General features: G+C 39.4%; 13 protein-coding genes. 11 read left to right on the forward strand and 2 right to left on the reverse strand.

The features are described from left to right. Window positions 1-437: 437 nt before the first annotated feature. Window positions 438-995 (forward strand): DUF5366 family protein, encoded by a 558-nt coding sequence (locus IHV09_RS00125; RefSeq protein WP_197126780.1) that lies wholly within the window; start codon window positions 438-440, stop codon window positions 993-995. 323 nt (window positions 996-1318) lie between these two features. Here IHV09_RS00125 and IHV09_RS00130 read toward each other — a convergent pair whose 3' ends face one another. Both IHV09_RS00130 and IHV09_RS00135 read right to left on the reverse strand, forming a co-directional pair. Beyond that, window positions 1319-1597 (reverse strand): hypothetical protein, encoded by a 279-nt coding sequence (locus IHV09_RS00130; protein ID WP_197263335.1) that lies wholly within the window; start codon window positions 1595-1597, stop codon window positions 1319-1321. A gap of 44 nt (window positions 1598-1641) precedes the next feature. Further along, complete coding sequence (locus IHV09_RS00135) at window positions 1642-3480, reverse strand: transglycosylase domain-containing protein (RefSeq protein WP_197263336.1); 1839 nt, start codon at window positions 3478-3480, stop codon at window positions 1642-1644. A 170-nt stretch (window positions 3481-3650) separates the two neighbouring features. On the opposite strand from IHV09_RS00135, the gene IHV09_RS00140 reads away from it, so the two are divergent. From IHV09_RS00140 to IHV09_RS00185, 10 genes are all read left to right on the forward strand, one after another. Next, window positions 3651-5546: a PrkA family serine protein kinase gene (locus IHV09_RS00140; protein WP_197126783.1), complete on the forward strand. Its 1896-nt coding sequence runs from the start codon at window positions 3651-3653 to the stop codon at window positions 5544-5546. A gap of 190 nt (window positions 5547-5736) precedes the next feature. Beyond that, a complete protein-coding gene (gene lepB, locus IHV09_RS00145) occupies window positions 5737-6312 on the forward strand; it encodes a signal peptidase I (protein WP_197126784.1) in 576 nt (191 codons plus the stop codon). 32 nt (window positions 6313-6344) lie between these two features. Beyond that, window positions 6345-6518, forward strand: coding sequence for a hypothetical protein (locus IHV09_RS00150; RefSeq protein ID WP_197126785.1), 174 nt, complete (start codon window positions 6345-6347; stop codon window positions 6516-6518). Window positions 6519-6721: 203 nt separating this feature from the next. Beyond that, entirely contained in the window at window positions 6722-7888 is a 1167-nt protein-coding gene (gene yhbH, locus IHV09_RS00155) for a sporulation protein YhbH (RefSeq protein WP_197126786.1), read from the forward strand. A gap of 397 nt (window positions 7889-8285) precedes the next feature. Beyond that, a complete protein-coding gene (locus tag IHV09_RS00160) occupies window positions 8286-9140 on the forward strand; it encodes a ComEC/Rec2 family competence protein (RefSeq protein WP_197126787.1) in 855 nt (284 codons plus the stop codon). A 74-nt stretch (window positions 9141-9214) separates the two neighbouring features. Beyond that, window positions 9215-9874: an HAD family hydrolase gene (locus tag IHV09_RS00165; protein ID WP_197263337.1), complete on the forward strand. Its 660-nt coding sequence runs from the start codon at window positions 9215-9217 to the stop codon at window positions 9872-9874. Window positions 9875-9879: 5 nt separating this feature from the next. Further along, window positions 9880-10275 carry a VOC family protein gene (locus tag IHV09_RS00170; protein ID WP_137790622.1) on the forward strand — a complete coding sequence of 132 codons (396 nt, stop codon included), beginning with the start codon at window positions 9880-9882 and terminating at the stop codon, window positions 10273-10275. A gap of 31 nt (window positions 10276-10306) precedes the next feature. Continuing rightward, complete coding sequence (locus IHV09_RS00175) at window positions 10307-11857, forward strand: bifunctional GNAT family N-acetyltransferase/carbon-nitrogen hydrolase family protein (RefSeq protein ID WP_197263338.1); 1551 nt, start codon at window positions 10307-10309, stop codon at window positions 11855-11857. Between the two features lie 231 nt (window positions 11858-12088). Further along, a complete protein-coding gene (locus tag IHV09_RS00180; protein ID WP_197263339.1) occupies window positions 12089-13837 on the forward strand; it encodes a phospho-sugar mutase in 1749 nt (582 codons plus the stop codon). A gap of 113 nt (window positions 13838-13950) precedes the next feature. After that, a complete protein-coding gene (locus tag IHV09_RS00185) occupies window positions 13951-14214 on the forward strand; it encodes a metal-sensitive transcriptional regulator (protein ID WP_197126789.1) in 264 nt (87 codons plus the stop codon). The last annotated feature ends 174 nt before the right edge of the window (window positions 14215-14388 follow it).

Raw genomic sequence — 14388 nt, forward strand, 5'->3', positions numbered from 1 at the left:
GCTGAACGAGCCACTTCCACTTTTCGCACTGCCCGCCTGTCCCACAGGACAAGGAAGGCTACGGCAGCGACACATCGCACGAAGAAAATTTGAAGTTCAATTTTCGAGGAGTCTCCCACCTTACACTCCAATCAACTTGTCAATGATGTCTTACCTTTGAGAGAAAATAAAAAAACGTCCTGATGAAAAAGGGACGTTTTTACTTCCATATGTACATGGATTAGTTTTTTCCAGGACGATCGTTATAGCCTGCTGTAAAGATGGCAGTCAGGAAGGCGAGCATCACGAGTAGGATGAGGATAAAATCCATTTGAACTCCTCCTTTGAAAGTAGTATTATTCTTTCCAGTATCTTTCCTCATTATAAATGAAAACGGTTTTCATGGGAATGTATTTCTGCTGAAATTTAACAATTCGAGGGGATTCGTGCAAGTATAAATGAAGAAAAACGTATATATGACAGGGTATCTTCCCTTGTTTTCTATTATTCTGTTCAGTTCGGGGTTTGCCATTTACTTTGAAAGACTTTTTATCGATAAGCTTACATACTTTGGTGTGTACCAGGGGATGCAAGAATTATTTGAAGATCATGTGATTCACCTATCGATCGGCTTTTGTTTGTTTCTGTTGTTCTTTATGATATTTGCTGCTCTTAAGCTGCTGTCTGACACGTTAACGCACCTCAGTCTGTTCTTTTTTTCAAAAGATACGGAAGGAACACTGCTTCAGCAAGGAAAAGGGGGAAGCTGGTACTTTTTTGTTGGTGGTATGCTTGCGATCGCGCTGAACCATTCCGTGCTGCTGATAGGTGTCGTTTTTATAGTTTCATCTCTTTTGTATTTTTTTCAATTCTTATTGCGGATCAGTTCAAGTTTATCAACGATAGGTATCATGGGAATGGTATTTCTGCACTTATTCTTTTGGACAGGTTTCGGGCTGCTTGTTGTTTATACGGTTATGCGTTTGTATAATGCGTTCGTGGCAGCAATTACCTGAATGGTTATCTAGTTCGGAAATTGTAGTCTCGCGGAATTATCTCAAAAACTAGCGGGATAAATAAGATATCTCGGTGAATTACGCTAGATTACTTTTAAATACCATTTTATCAGTATACAAGTGCTAGCTAAAACCCTGCCACTATTGTAGTAACGGTTTTACTTATGAGGTGCAAACATTCAAATCACAGGGCAATCACAATGAAAATCACGACATTTTCTGCACCAAAAAAGGCTTAGAGAGTTTTCTCTCTTAAGCCTTTTTTACTTTATTTCATTATTCAACAATCGCTTCCAGTTTGTTGTGATAATACACCTTTATTTCTAACGTCTTCGTTCTAAAAATATTGGTGCCATATTTAGTAAGATAGAAGCAATTGTCAAAAACCATAATGCCCTTGCCATACCAGGTACTACATCCGATAAAGCTGCCCAATCTTCCGCTTTTACCCATCGAGATACATAACTGTAATCTGCACAAAGTGTTAATGCTGTAAATGATAATCCTAACGCCATAGCGAGCTTATAATCTTTACCTGATGCATACATATAAAGATTTATAAAAGTTACCACTATTGCAATAATCCCAAATATTACCCACATAACTACTCCTCCAACTATTTTTTATTTATAATGCATGCTTCATCTCAATTTTGATGTGCTTTTATCATAATATCTCGCCAAATCATGACTTCGGGAGACGCACTCTCAATAGACCGAAGACTGCTTGGTGTATCTCGTCCAACCCAAACGCCTGCTGTATAACGATCTGTCAGCCCGATAAACCAAAGGTCGCGCACGTTATTTGTTGTTCCTGTCTTCCCGCCAATGTACGTTGAACCCTTGAATCGAGCATCTCTTGCAGTTCCTGAAATCGTTACGGCTTGGAGCATCTCGCGCATCACGTTATTTGTTTTTTCACTCCACACAGAAACAGGTTGCTCTTTCCAAGCATATAACACCTTTCCGTTCTTATCTTTTACAGAAGTGATCAACCTAGGTTTTACATAAGTCCCATCAGAACTAAAAGCAGTATACGCACTTGTAAGTTCTAGCGGCGAAAAGCCTTTTGAAAATCCGCCAAGTGCACTTGCGAGCTGATAATCTTCTCTCGTTAAAGACGAAAAGTTAAATGGTTGCAAATAAGAAAACGCCTTATTTACTCCAGTTTTCCTTAGTGCTCGGACAGCCGCTGTGTTGATCGAACTCGCCATCGCTTTTTTTAAGGAGACTGTACCGTAAGATGCCCTTCCATAGTTGTTAGGACAATAGTTGCCTTCACAAATTCTTGCAGCAGAAATGGGCGAGTGTGATTTTGCGCCGAATACTTCAACATAGGGGGCGTAGACGAGAAGTGGTTTTATGGAAGAACCCGGCTGTCTTTTCGCTTGATGAGCTCGGTTAAATTCTTCCAACGCAACATTTTTTCCGCCAACTATAGAGACGATCTGTTTTGAAACATGATCGATAATCACGACAGATCCTTCTACATCGTTATAGGGCAACCTGCTATTCACAGCACGCACTGCTACTTTTTGCAGCTTAGGATCTAATGCAGTCTCAACGATAACACCGCTTGTTAATAGCTGATCTCGTTTTACCAGAAGCTCATCTGCTGTCAGCCCTTTATTAGCAGGAGCGGCCGCTAATAAACTTAGAAGTTCTTCTTTTACGTACCCTACAATTTCAGGATAAGGAACGACAGACTGTGAAACGTTTAATTTAATGTGTTGTTTAAGTGATGCTTCATAAGTTGCTTCTGTTATGTATCCTTGCTCCTTCATCTTCAATAAAATCCACTTTTGCCGTTTCAATGTGTTCTCAAAGTTTGTTAAAGGATTATACAATTTTGGATTGTTTGGAATGGCTGCAAGCAGTGCTGTTTCCGCTACGGAAAGTGAACCCACTGGCTTACTGAAGTAATATCGACTAGCCTTTTCAATACCATATACGCCATTTTGAAAATAGATCGAGTTGATATAAAGCTCTAAGATTCTCTCTTTCGATAATTGTTGTTCGATTCTGTAGGAGATTAAAAGCTCTTTTAATTTTCGGTCATATGTACGTTCGTGTGTTAGGAATAGATTGCGTGAGAGCTGCTGTGTGATCGTACTACCGCCCTGCTGAACAGATCCTGCTGTAGAATTCGTAATAAAAGCTCGGGCTATCGCTTTTCCATCGATTCCATGATGTTGTATAAAATCCTGGTCTTCCGTTGCGATGAAAGCTTGGCGCACAGGTGCAGGAATTTTGTTGTAATCAAGATAAATGCGGCTCTCATTACTCTTGAACTCATAAAGAAAATCACCGTTTCGATCGAGGAGGCGACTGTTTTCAGCTAGTTTCATATTCTCCACTTGAGCAAGTGAAGAAATCGCTTTTTGAAAAGGAATATAGTTTTCGTGTTCATTTCTTAAACCCATAAATGAAAAGAACACGATACTGAGCAATAGTAGCACTGTAACAAGGCCAAGCTTTTGATTCATAAGGCTTTCTCCGTTTCAAAACATAAGGATAAACATATTTTACCATGACTATGCAAATGGGGATTCCAACTTTTTTAAATAAAAATCGCTATACAAACAGAATGATTACGGACATCCCCGCATAGAGTAGATTAACACTTGATGGAGCCAATACAATCAAGGAGGTACTCATGGATATTTTATCAAGAATCCAACTGCATCGTGAAGAAGAACAGCGTTTAGCCTGGGAAGGTACCTTCGCTGAATACCTTGATATTTTACGAGATCGGCCATTTGTTGCCCAGTCTGCGCATTCAAGAGTATACAACATGATCAAAGATGCTGGCATTTCAGAAAAAAATGGTCAAAAGGTGTATCATTTTTTCAGCGATCAGATTTTTGGATTAGAAGAATCAATCGAACGACTTGTTGAAGAGTATTTTCATCCTGCTGCTAAACGCCTTGATGTTCGTAAACGTATTTTACTGTTGATGGGACCAGTATCCGGTGGTAAATCCACTTTAGTTACAATGCTTAAAAGAGGATTAGAGTCATACACAAAAACACCTGCGGGAGCAGTTTATGCGATCAAAGGTTGTCCGATGCACGAAGATCCACTGCATCTTATTCCACAGCACTTAAGAAAAGAGTTTTTTAATGATTATGGTATTCGAGTAGAGGGAAGTTTATCTCCTCTTAACACGATGAGGCTAGAACACGAATATGACAATCGCATTGAAGATGTTATGGTAGAGCGAGTATTCTTCTCAGAAGATAAGCGAACAGGGATCGGTACGTTCAGTCCCTCCGATCCAAAGTCACAGGATATCGCTGACTTAACGGGAAGTATCGATTTCTCGACGATTGCAGAGTATGGATCAGAATCAGATCCACGGGCGTATCGCTTTGATGGAGAACTGAACAAAGCTAACCGAGGAATGATGGAGTTTCAGGAAATGCTGAAGTGTGATGAAAAATTCTTATGGCATCTCCTCTCTCTTACGCAAGAAGGAAACTTTAAAGCAGGAAGATTTGCACTTATCTCAGCAGATGAATTAATTGTCGCGCATACGAACGAATCAGAATACAGGTCGTTTATCGCGAATAAGAAAAACGAAGCCCTGCACTCAAGGATTATCGTAATGGGCGTTCCGTATAATTTAAAAGTTTCAGAGGAAGAAAAGATTTACGCCAAGATGATTTCAGAGAGTGATATGTCTCATGTTCATATTGCGCCGCACGCATTAAGAGTGGCCGCAACATTCTCTGTGCTAACAAGATTGAAGGATTCGAAGAAACAAGGAATGGATCTTTTAAAGAAGATGCGGTTGTATGACGGTGAGATCGTAGAAGGATTCAACCATGTTGACCTTGAGGAACTGAAGAAAGAGTTTGCTGATGAAGGGATGTCTGGTATCGATCCGCGTTATGTTATCAACCGAATATCATCAGCGATCATTCGCAAAGAAACACCTTCTATCAACGCTTTAGATGTTCTGCGTTCATTAAAAGACGGGCTTGATCATCATGCATCCATATCAAAGGAAGATAAAGAGAGGTTTATTAACTTTATCTCGGCAGCTCGCAAAGAGTACGATGATATTGCGAAGAAAGAAGTTCAAAAAGCGTTCGTTTACTCGTACGAAGAGTCTGCGAAAACGCTTATGGACAATTATCTGGATAATGTGGAGGCGTATTGCAATAAAAATAAATTACGCGATCCGCTTACTGGTGAAGAGATGAGTCCTGATGAGAAATTAATGAGATCGATCGAAGAGCAGATCGGAATCTCTGAGAATGCGAAAAAAGCATTCCGTGAAGAAATTCTAATTAGAATCTCTGCTTATGCAAGAAAAGGAAAGAAATTTGACTATAATTCTCATGAGCGGTTAAGAGAAGCGATTCAAAAGAAATTATTCGCGGATCTTAAAGATGTTGTAAAAATCACTACATCATCCAAAACCCCTGATGAGTCACAACTGAAAAAGATTAATGAGGTCATCGCACGTCTAGTGGATGAACACGGCTATAATACAACTAGTGCCAACGAACTACTAAGATACGTAGGAAGTTTATTGAACCGATAAAATATCGAAACACACCCAGGACACGATTAAGGCTGTCAGGGTGTGTTTTTTTACAGAAATTTAGGGGAAACTAAACAAATTACAGAGTAGAGTTTACAATCGTATTTATGTTAAAAATAATTGAACTTGTATTTACTTACTTAAAAATGGTAAATTGATACTAATAAGCTAACTAAAGGAAGTGAGCCCGATGAGCTCGACTAAAAAAGAAAGAAACGGATTAATGGATTGGATAAAAGCAATTGGTGTTGCACTTATTCTAGCTATTATAATAAAAAAGTTTTTGATTGAGCAATATGTGGTTTACGGTGAGTCTATGATGCCGACCATCCAAAATGGAAACCGGCTGATCGTAAATAAGATAGGGTATGAAATAAGCCAGCCAGAACGATTTGATCTAATCGTCTTTAAGGCCAATCCTGAAGAGGATTATATTAAGCGAGTGATTGGTCTTCCAGGTGATCATATCGCATACCGAGACGACAAGTTATATATCAATAACAAACCTGTTGCAGAACCTTATTTAAAAGAATTTAAACGATTTGCTGGTAACCGGACACTCACAGGCAACTTTACATTAGAAGAGATTACAGGGCTAGATACGGTTCCAAAAGGAAAAATCTTTGTACTTGGTGATAACAGGCTTCACAGTATCGACAGCCGTCATATTGGTTTTGTTGAGATGTCTGATATCGTCGGTGAAGCTAATATTCGTTATTGGCCGATGGATGAGCTGAAAGTTTTTAATGGTTTTAAAAAGGAATAAATGGGGAAAAATTCAGTAAGAGGTGAATCCCTATGACAAAACAAAATAATGAACCTAAACGAAAAAATAGTTCAATGGCATCTAACTTTGAGGAAATGAAAGAACACGGAAAAGTGATGGAGCACGTTTCTACAAATGAGGAAGTCCGCAAAAGCGGGAAAACGCCCGACCCACAGCAACACGACAAGAAAGAATACAATAAATAAATTATCAAAACAAAGTCTTCTTTTCTTTTTTAGAAAAGAGGGCTTTTTTATCATGAAAGTTTAGCAATTCTAAGAAGTACGTGCATATGATAGTGTAACCAACCCTTTTTTTCTGATAATAGCGGATTGTTACAAGCAAGTTATGCCCCGGGTTGATCAAGAACAAGCAGCATTGACTCTTGCTGCTTTGGAGGGGGAAAACGATGAGCGAGCCGGAAAAGAACAATTTTGTTGTGTCTCAGGAAAACTGGTCCCTCCACCGAAAAGGATATCAAGATCATCAAAGGCATATGGAAAAAGTGCAGGAAGCCATTAAAAACAACTTGCCGGATTTGATAAGTGAAGAGAATATCATTTTATCCAACGGGCGTGATGTGATTAAGATTCCAATCCGTTCTATGGATGAATACAAAATCCGATACAACTACGACAAAAACAAGCACGTAGGCCAAGGTGATGGAGATAGTCAGGTGGGGGATGTAGTAGCCAGAGATGGACGTGCCGGACAGAGCGGGGCCGGAAAAGGCAAGGGACCTGCAGGCGACAAACCAGGTGTCGACTATGCAGAAGCAGAAGTATCTATCTTAGAGCTGGAAGAAATGCTGTTTAAAGAACTAGAATTGCCTAACCTCAAACAAAAAGAACAAGATCAGATCGTAATGGAAAAAATCGAATTTAATGATGTTCGCAAAAAAGGGCTCATGGGGAACGTGGATAAAAAGAGAACGATTCTAACTGCGTTCAAACGAAATGCTTTGATCGGAAAGCCGAGTGTTGCTCCTATCCATAATGATGACCTTCGCTTTAAAACATGGAACGAAGTCGTCAAACCTGAATCAAAAGCCGTCGTCCTCGCTATGATGGATACTTCAGGTTCGATGGGAATCTGGGAAAAGTACATGGCGAGAAGTTTCTTCTTTTGGATGACACGCTTTTTGCGATCGAAGTATGAGAAAGTAGAGATTGAATTTATCGCGCATCACACGGAGGCAAAAGTCGTGTCAGAGGAAGACTTTTTTAACAAAGGTGAAAGTGGAGGAACGATCTGTTCGTCTGCTTACCGCAAGGCGCTTGAGTTGATCGAGACGAAATATTCATCGAGTCGTTATAACATTTATCCGTTCCATTTCTCTGATGGAGATAACCTTACGAGTGATAATGCACGATGTGTAAAACTTGTTCAGCAAATTATGGAGCACTCTAACATGTTTGGATATGGTGAAGTGAACGCGTATAACCGGCATTCGACGTTGATGAGTGTGTATAAGAATATGGATAATCCGAAGTTTAGTCATTATATCCTAAAAGAAAAAGCTGATGTGTATCATGCTATGAAGAGCTTTTTTAAGAAGAATGAAGTGAACGCATAAGGCCAGTTGTATTCATTGATGTACTTGAAAGTGGTTGATCTCCGTTTCAGATGCTCGCTTTCCGCGGGGCAGGCGGTGAGCCCCTTGCCACTTTGTGCCTTTAAGGGTCTCACCTGACCGCTTGTCCTAGCCGAGAGTCTCGCATCTTACACTCCGATCAACTTGTCGATGAAGTAAAAAATTCGATAGCAGCATTCTTTTAGAAGAGAACATTATAGATATAATTCCAGACAATATTCAATTAGGAATGAGCTTTTAGAGAACGACTATTCATAAAAAACCAAATCGCCCGCATCCATGTATTGGATGGCGGGTTTTGTTGTTGAATTCAACATAATTACATATAACTAAGGTTACGCATTATGGACGAAAAAATGGATGTAAAGGGGTGTGAGATTTGAAGACCATTAACAAGTTTGCCGTTTTCTGTTTGAGCTTGATGCTCATGTTAACTATTGTTCCTCATAAAGCTCGAGCGGACTGGTTTGATCCGTTGACGATTCACTTTTTAGACGTTGGCCAAGCTGACTGTATTCTTATAAAAGCGCCAAACGGACAAACGATGTTAATTGATGGCGGAGATGAACATGACGGAGAGAAGATCATCTCTTATCTAGAAAAAGAAGGCGTTACGCATTTAGATATCGTTGTAGCTACTCATCCGCATCATGACCATATTGGTTCGCTGGATGATGTGATACGGGCGTTTCCAGTGAGTGTTTTGTATATGCCGAATCTTCCATACGACACAAAATATTATCATGACCTTTTTCGTGTGATCAACGAAAAGCAGATTCCGGTAGATCGGGCAAAAGCAGGTGTGAATTTTAAGATGGGCTTCTCTGTAAAAGTAGAGATGCTTGCTCCAAAGGGTTCGTATTATAAGCACATCAACGACTACTCAGCGGTGATAAAGATCAAACATGGCAAAAAGAATTTTCTTCTCATGGCAGATGCAGGTGCTGAAGAAGAAAAAGAGATTTTAAAACGTGGTGGCGTTAAAGCAGATGTAATTAAATTGGGTCACCATGGAGCTAATACGGGTACAACGATGGAATTTTTGAAAAAAGTAAAAGCAAAAACGGCAGTGATTTCGGTCGGAAGGAATAACCCTTATCAGTTTCCATCAAAAGAGGTATTGTATCGTTTAGACAATAGAAAGATGACAGTCTATCGGACAGATCAGCTCGGGGCGATCATCGCCACAAGCAATGGGAAGAAGATTATGTTTAGAACGAATGTCCTTCATTAAAATTCGGTTTTCTTGCGTCTTTTATAATTATTTAAGAAAATAGTATAAAACGCTTAAGATGGGATTGGTTAACCGTGATCAAGGCATTGATATTTGATTTTGATGGAACGATTCTAGATACGGAAACGCAACATTATAACGCGTTTCAAGAGTTGTATCAGGAACATGGAAGCGATCTACCGCTCGAAGTTTGGGGAGAATGCATCGGTACCCATTCTGATTTTAATCCTTACGAATATTTAGAGAGACAAATTGATCAAAAGCTTGATCATGATGTGCTAAGAGCAAAAAAGACGGAACGTGCTCTTGCTTTGATTTCCGAACAACGGGAACTACCAGGTATTCTTGATTACCTCGAAGCTGCAAAAGAACTCGGCTTAAAGATCGGTCTTGCATCAAGTTCTTCGCGAAAATGGGTAGAAGAGCATTTAGGGAGAATCGGATTGAAGCATCATTTCGAAGTGATTAAAACAGCAGATGATGTCGAAAGAGTTAAACCTGATCCTGCTCTTTATCTTGAAGTGGTTAAAGCCTTAGATATAAAACCTCACGAAGCCATCGCGTTTGAAGACTCTGTAAATGGATCAATGGCAGCTAAAAAAGCAGGACTATATTGTGTAGCCATCCCCAACCCCGTTACAAAACATATGACTTTTAACGATGTTGATCATCAGATGGAATCCTTAGCAGAGTTGAGCCTCGCTTCACTTATTAAACAGGCAGAGAATAAATAAAGAATATGTTTAAAGTTAACGGCATAAATCACATCACCATCAGAGTTTCTAACTTAGAGAAATCCGTAACATTTTATATGAATGTACTAGGTGCTAAAATCGTTCATAAAGGGAATACAGATATATACTTAGATGTCGGGGGAGTGTGGCTGTGTTTGTTAGAAATAAAAGATGCAAAACCTATGGATAGAAATCAAATAGGTGTCGATCATTTTGCATTTACTGTTTCTAAAGAACATTTTCCTAAAGCGGTTCTCTTGCTGCGTGAACACAACATTGAAATCACGAGGGGCCCGATGGCAAGAGGCGGAGGGGACACAATTAGCTTTAACGACCCGGATGGTAATGAAATCGAATTTTTCACAGGTAGTCTCGAGGAACGGATGAAGAATTGGAAGTAAGTTATGCAAGCAAGTTAGAGGAGTGGATAACATGAGTGAAATCGATGTTTCGAAATTCGAGAAAAAAATAGAACTACGCAATATTGTGTTTGAAGATATTGAAGAGATCTTAGAACTTCAACAAATCTGTTTTCCAGGAAACATGGAACCTTGGGAACGAGAGCAGTTAGAAAGCCATCTTCGCATCTTCCCGGAAGGCCAATTTTGTGTAACGTATGAAGGAAAGATTGTTGGAAGCTGCTCAAGCTTAATGGTTAACTTTGATGAGTATGATGATAAGCATACGTGGGATGAAATCACAGATAAAGGCTACATTACGAACCATGATCCAGAAGGTTTTAACTTATATGGTATCGAAGTGATGGTCCACCCAGAATACCGACGAATGAAAATCGGTGCTCGGTTATACGAAGCACGTAAAGAACTAGCTGAACAAAAGAATTTAAAAAGTATTATTCTAGGCGGTAGAATTCCAAACTACCATAAGCATTCAAAGGAAATGACGCCTCGAGAATATGTTAGAGAAGTCATTCAGCACAATATTTACGATCCTGTCTTAACCTTTCAATTGATGAACGGTTTCACTGTAATGCGTTTAAACAAGAGCTATCTGCCTGATGATAAACAATCAAACGCATATGCGACCTTAATGGAATGGAACAATGTTGATTACATTCCTAACAAAACGAAAAAGTATTTTAAAACGAGTGAGCCTGTTCGAATCACGACGATTCAATATATGATGAAAACCATAAGTTCTTTCGAAGATTTTGCGACACAGGTTGAATATTATACAGATGTTGCCTCTGATCAAGGATCAGATTTCGCTGTGTTCCCAGAGCTTCTTACTACTCAACTGTTGTCGTTCTGTGAGGAGAAGAGTCCAAGCTTAGCCATCCGTAAGCTAACAGAATTCACAGAGCAATATATCGAACTGTTTACGAATCTTGCAGTTCGATACAATGTGAACATCATAGGTGGCTCCCACTTTGTTGAAGAAGACGGAGATATCTACAACGTTGCCTATCTGTTCCGAAGAGATGGAACAATTGATAAACAATATAAAATTCATATCACACCGAACGAACGAAAATGGTGGGGAATTACAGCTGGTGATAAAGTACAAGTATTTGATACAGATTGCGGAAAAGTTGCAATTCTAATCTGCTATGATATCGAGTTCCCTGAACTTTCACGTATCGTTACCGATCAAGGGGCGAAGATCATCTTCACACCTTTCTGTACGGAAGATCGTCAAGGCTATCTGCGCGTTCGATATTGTTCGCAAGCACGTGCGATTGAAAATGAGATCTATACAGCAATCGCAGGTACTGTTGGAAACCTATCACAAGTGGAGAACATGGATATCCAGTATGCTCAGTCTGGTATCTTTACTCCTTCTGACTTTTCGTTCCCGAGAGACGGAATCGTTGGGGAATGTCACCCGAATATTGAAACAGTTGTAGTAGGTGATGTGGATTTAGAAATTTTAAGAAGACAACGTAAAACAGGAAGTGTAACCCTTCTTAGAGATAGAAGGCTAGATTTGTATAGTGTTGTTCAAAAAGATAAAAGCAAATAAGACGACGAGAGCGGTAAGCTAGATAGCTTGCCGCTTTTTTTCTATTTCTCGGGAAATATCACGAACATTGTCATTGTGTGAGAGAACTTTTTTTAGTGATTTTATTTTTTGTGCTGAAAGCGGTATAATAAAGGCCGTATTTAATAGATAGGGCAGGAAAAACTCGATTCATATCGAAACTAACAAAAAAACAATTAACATTCATTTTATAGAACATAAGGAGGCAGTACTATGTCCTGGGAGACAACATACGAGAAATGGGTAGGGAACGAAGAACTCGAACAACCATTAAAGGCTGCATTAGAGGAAATTAAGGAAAACAGGACAGCGCTTGAAGACTGCTTTTATAAAAATTTAGAATTTGGCACAGGCGGTATGCGTGGAGAAATAGGACCTGGTACAAATCGAATGAACACGTACACGGTTCGAAAAGCTTCTTTAGGCTTGGCTCATTTTATCGAAGAGCAAGGTGAGAAAGCGAAAAAACGCGGTGTTGCGATTGCATACGATTCACGTCATCTATCACCAGAGTTTGCGATGGAAGCGGCGAAAACATTAGCCTCTCAAGGTATTCAAGCTTATGTGTTCGAAAGCTTGAGACCGACACCTGAGTTATCTTTTGCGGTTAGATACTTAAAAGCTTATTCCGGAATTGTTATCACAGCAAGCCATAACCCACCAGAATACAACGGGTACAAAGTATATGGTCCAGATGGCGGCCAGCTTCCGCCAAAAGAAGCTGATGAAGTGATTGGAAAAGTAAATGCCGTTGATGATGAACTTTCTATCAATGTGAGATCTGAAGAGGAACTCAAAAGCGAAGGATTGATCCAAGTTGTTGGTGAAGAAATCGACAAAGCTTACATGGATCAACTCATAAAGATTAGTTTAAACCGTGAAGTAATCAAAGAGATGCATGACTTAAGCATCGTTTTCACTCCTCTTCACGGAACAGCGAATATTCCGGTTAGAGAAGGACTTCAACAGCTAGGATTTACGAATGTTACGGTTGTAAAAGAACAAGAACAGCCTGATGCTAATTTTTCAACGGTGAAGTCCCCAAATCCGGAAGAACATGCTGCCTTTGAATTGGCAATTAAGTACGGACAAGAAACTGACGCAGATATTTTGATGGCAACTGACCCTGATGCGGACCGAGTAGGAATCGCAGCTAAGAACAGTAAAGGTGAATATCAAATTCTTACAGGTAACCAGACTGGTGCACTCATGATTGAATATATTCTTTCACAACGTGAAGAGAAAGGCAGTTTATGTTCAAAAGGGATCATCTTCAAAACCATCGTAACTTCAGAACTTGGTCGAGTAATCGCAGAGTCTTATGGTCTAACGTGTGAAGATACCCTTACAGGCTTTAAGTTCATCGGCGAAAAGATTAAGGAATACGAAAAAAGCGGGAAACATACGTTCATTTTCGGTTATGAAGAAAGCTACGGTTCTTTGATCGGAGATTTTGTGCGTGACAAAGACGCAGTTCAGGCTTGTTTGATGGGAGCTGAAATGGCTGCTTATTATAAGAAACAAGGAAAAACACTTTTTGATGCTTTAGATGATGTTTACAAAAAGCATGGTTTTTATAAGGAAGGTCTCGAGTCCCTAACATTAAAAGGTAAATCTGGAGCAGAACAGATCGAAAACTTATTAGCAGGCTTTAGAGCTGAAATGCCGCTTGAAGTGAATGGACAAAAATTAGTGGTTTCTGAAGACTACAAGGCGAGCGTCCAATACGATGTAGTGAAAGATGAAAAGAGTGACATCCATCTTCCTAAATCAAATGTGCTTAAATATCAATTAGAAGATGGTTCTTGGTTCTGCGTAAGACCATCAGGAACTGAACCGAAAGTAAAGTTTTATTTTGGTGTTACAGCAGATTCACACAAGAATGCTGATGAAGCATTAGTGAACTTAAAACAATCAGTGATGGATTTGGTTCATGAAAGAATGCAAAAAGTGGCACAATAACTAGAATAGAGGCTGCAAGTCATACACTTGCAGCCAAACCATTCATTTGAGTTGACATTAATCTTAAAGGGATGTAACATACCCCTATAGGTATTTTAAAAGGAGGTGCTGAAATGGAATACACACAAGAAATGAAAAATCGTTTAAAAAGAATTGAGGGGCAAATACGTGGGGTATTGCGTATGCTAGAAGAAGAACAAGATTGTAAATCTGTTATCACTCAATTATCCGCATCACGTACAGCGATTGACCGTACAATTGGATTAATCGTAGGCACCAACCTTGAACAGTGTTTACGTGAACAAATGGAAAACGGAGAAGAGATGAATTCTGATATTGTAAAAGAAGCTGTGCAGCTTCTCGTAAAAAGTCGATAAATATCTGTCACTGTTAAGACTGTTGACAGATTTCCTTTTATCACTTATTATACCCCTATGGGTATTTAAAAAGTTAAATCTTCTTAATATGTAAGCGTGTAGTTCGGAGTTAATCATATATTTTTTTATCATTTTGCATACCTATACGGGTATAAGTATTTATTATGGAAGGGA

It is taken from the genome of Fictibacillus sp. 23RED33, assembly GCF_015903925.1.
Taxonomy (GTDB): Bacteria; Bacillota; Bacilli; order Bacillales; family Fictibacillaceae; genus Fictibacillus; species Fictibacillus phosphorivorans.

Excerpts from the sequence above, each read along its gene's own strand:
- IHV09_RS00170 (WP_137790622.1), top strand. The coding sequence starts at position 9,880 with ATGTTTAAAGTTAACGGCATAAATCACATCACCATCAGAGTTTCTAAC.
- IHV09_RS00130 (WP_197263335.1), bottom strand. The coding sequence starts at position 1,597 with ATGTGGGTAATATTTGGGATTATTGCAATAGTGGTAACTTTTATAAAT.
- IHV09_RS00180 (WP_197263339.1), top strand. The coding sequence starts at position 12,089 with ATGTCCTGGGAGACAACATACGAGAAATGGGTAGGGAACGAAGAACTC.
- lepB (WP_197126784.1), top strand. The coding sequence starts at position 5,737 with ATGAGCTCGACTAAAAAAGAAAGAAACGGATTAATGGATTGGATAAAA.
- yhbH (WP_197126786.1), top strand. The coding sequence starts at position 6,722 with ATGAGCGAGCCGGAAAAGAACAATTTTGTTGTGTCTCAGGAAAACTGG.
- IHV09_RS00135 (WP_197263336.1), bottom strand. The coding sequence starts at position 3,480 with ATGAATCAAAAGCTTGGCCTTGTTACAGTGCTACTATTGCTCAGTATC.
- IHV09_RS00185 (WP_197126789.1), top strand. The coding sequence starts at position 13,951 with ATGGAATACACACAAGAAATGAAAAATCGTTTAAAAAGAATTGAGGGG.
- IHV09_RS00140 (WP_197126783.1), top strand. The coding sequence starts at position 3,651 with ATGGATATTTTATCAAGAATCCAACTGCATCGTGAAGAAGAACAGCGT.
- IHV09_RS00150 (WP_197126785.1), top strand. The coding sequence starts at position 6,345 with ATGACAAAACAAAATAATGAACCTAAACGAAAAAATAGTTCAATGGCA.
- IHV09_RS00175 (WP_197263338.1), top strand. The coding sequence starts at position 10,307 with ATGAGTGAAATCGATGTTTCGAAATTCGAGAAAAAAATAGAACTACGC.
- IHV09_RS00125 (WP_197126780.1), top strand. The coding sequence starts at position 438 with ATGAAGAAAAACGTATATATGACAGGGTATCTTCCCTTGTTTTCTATT.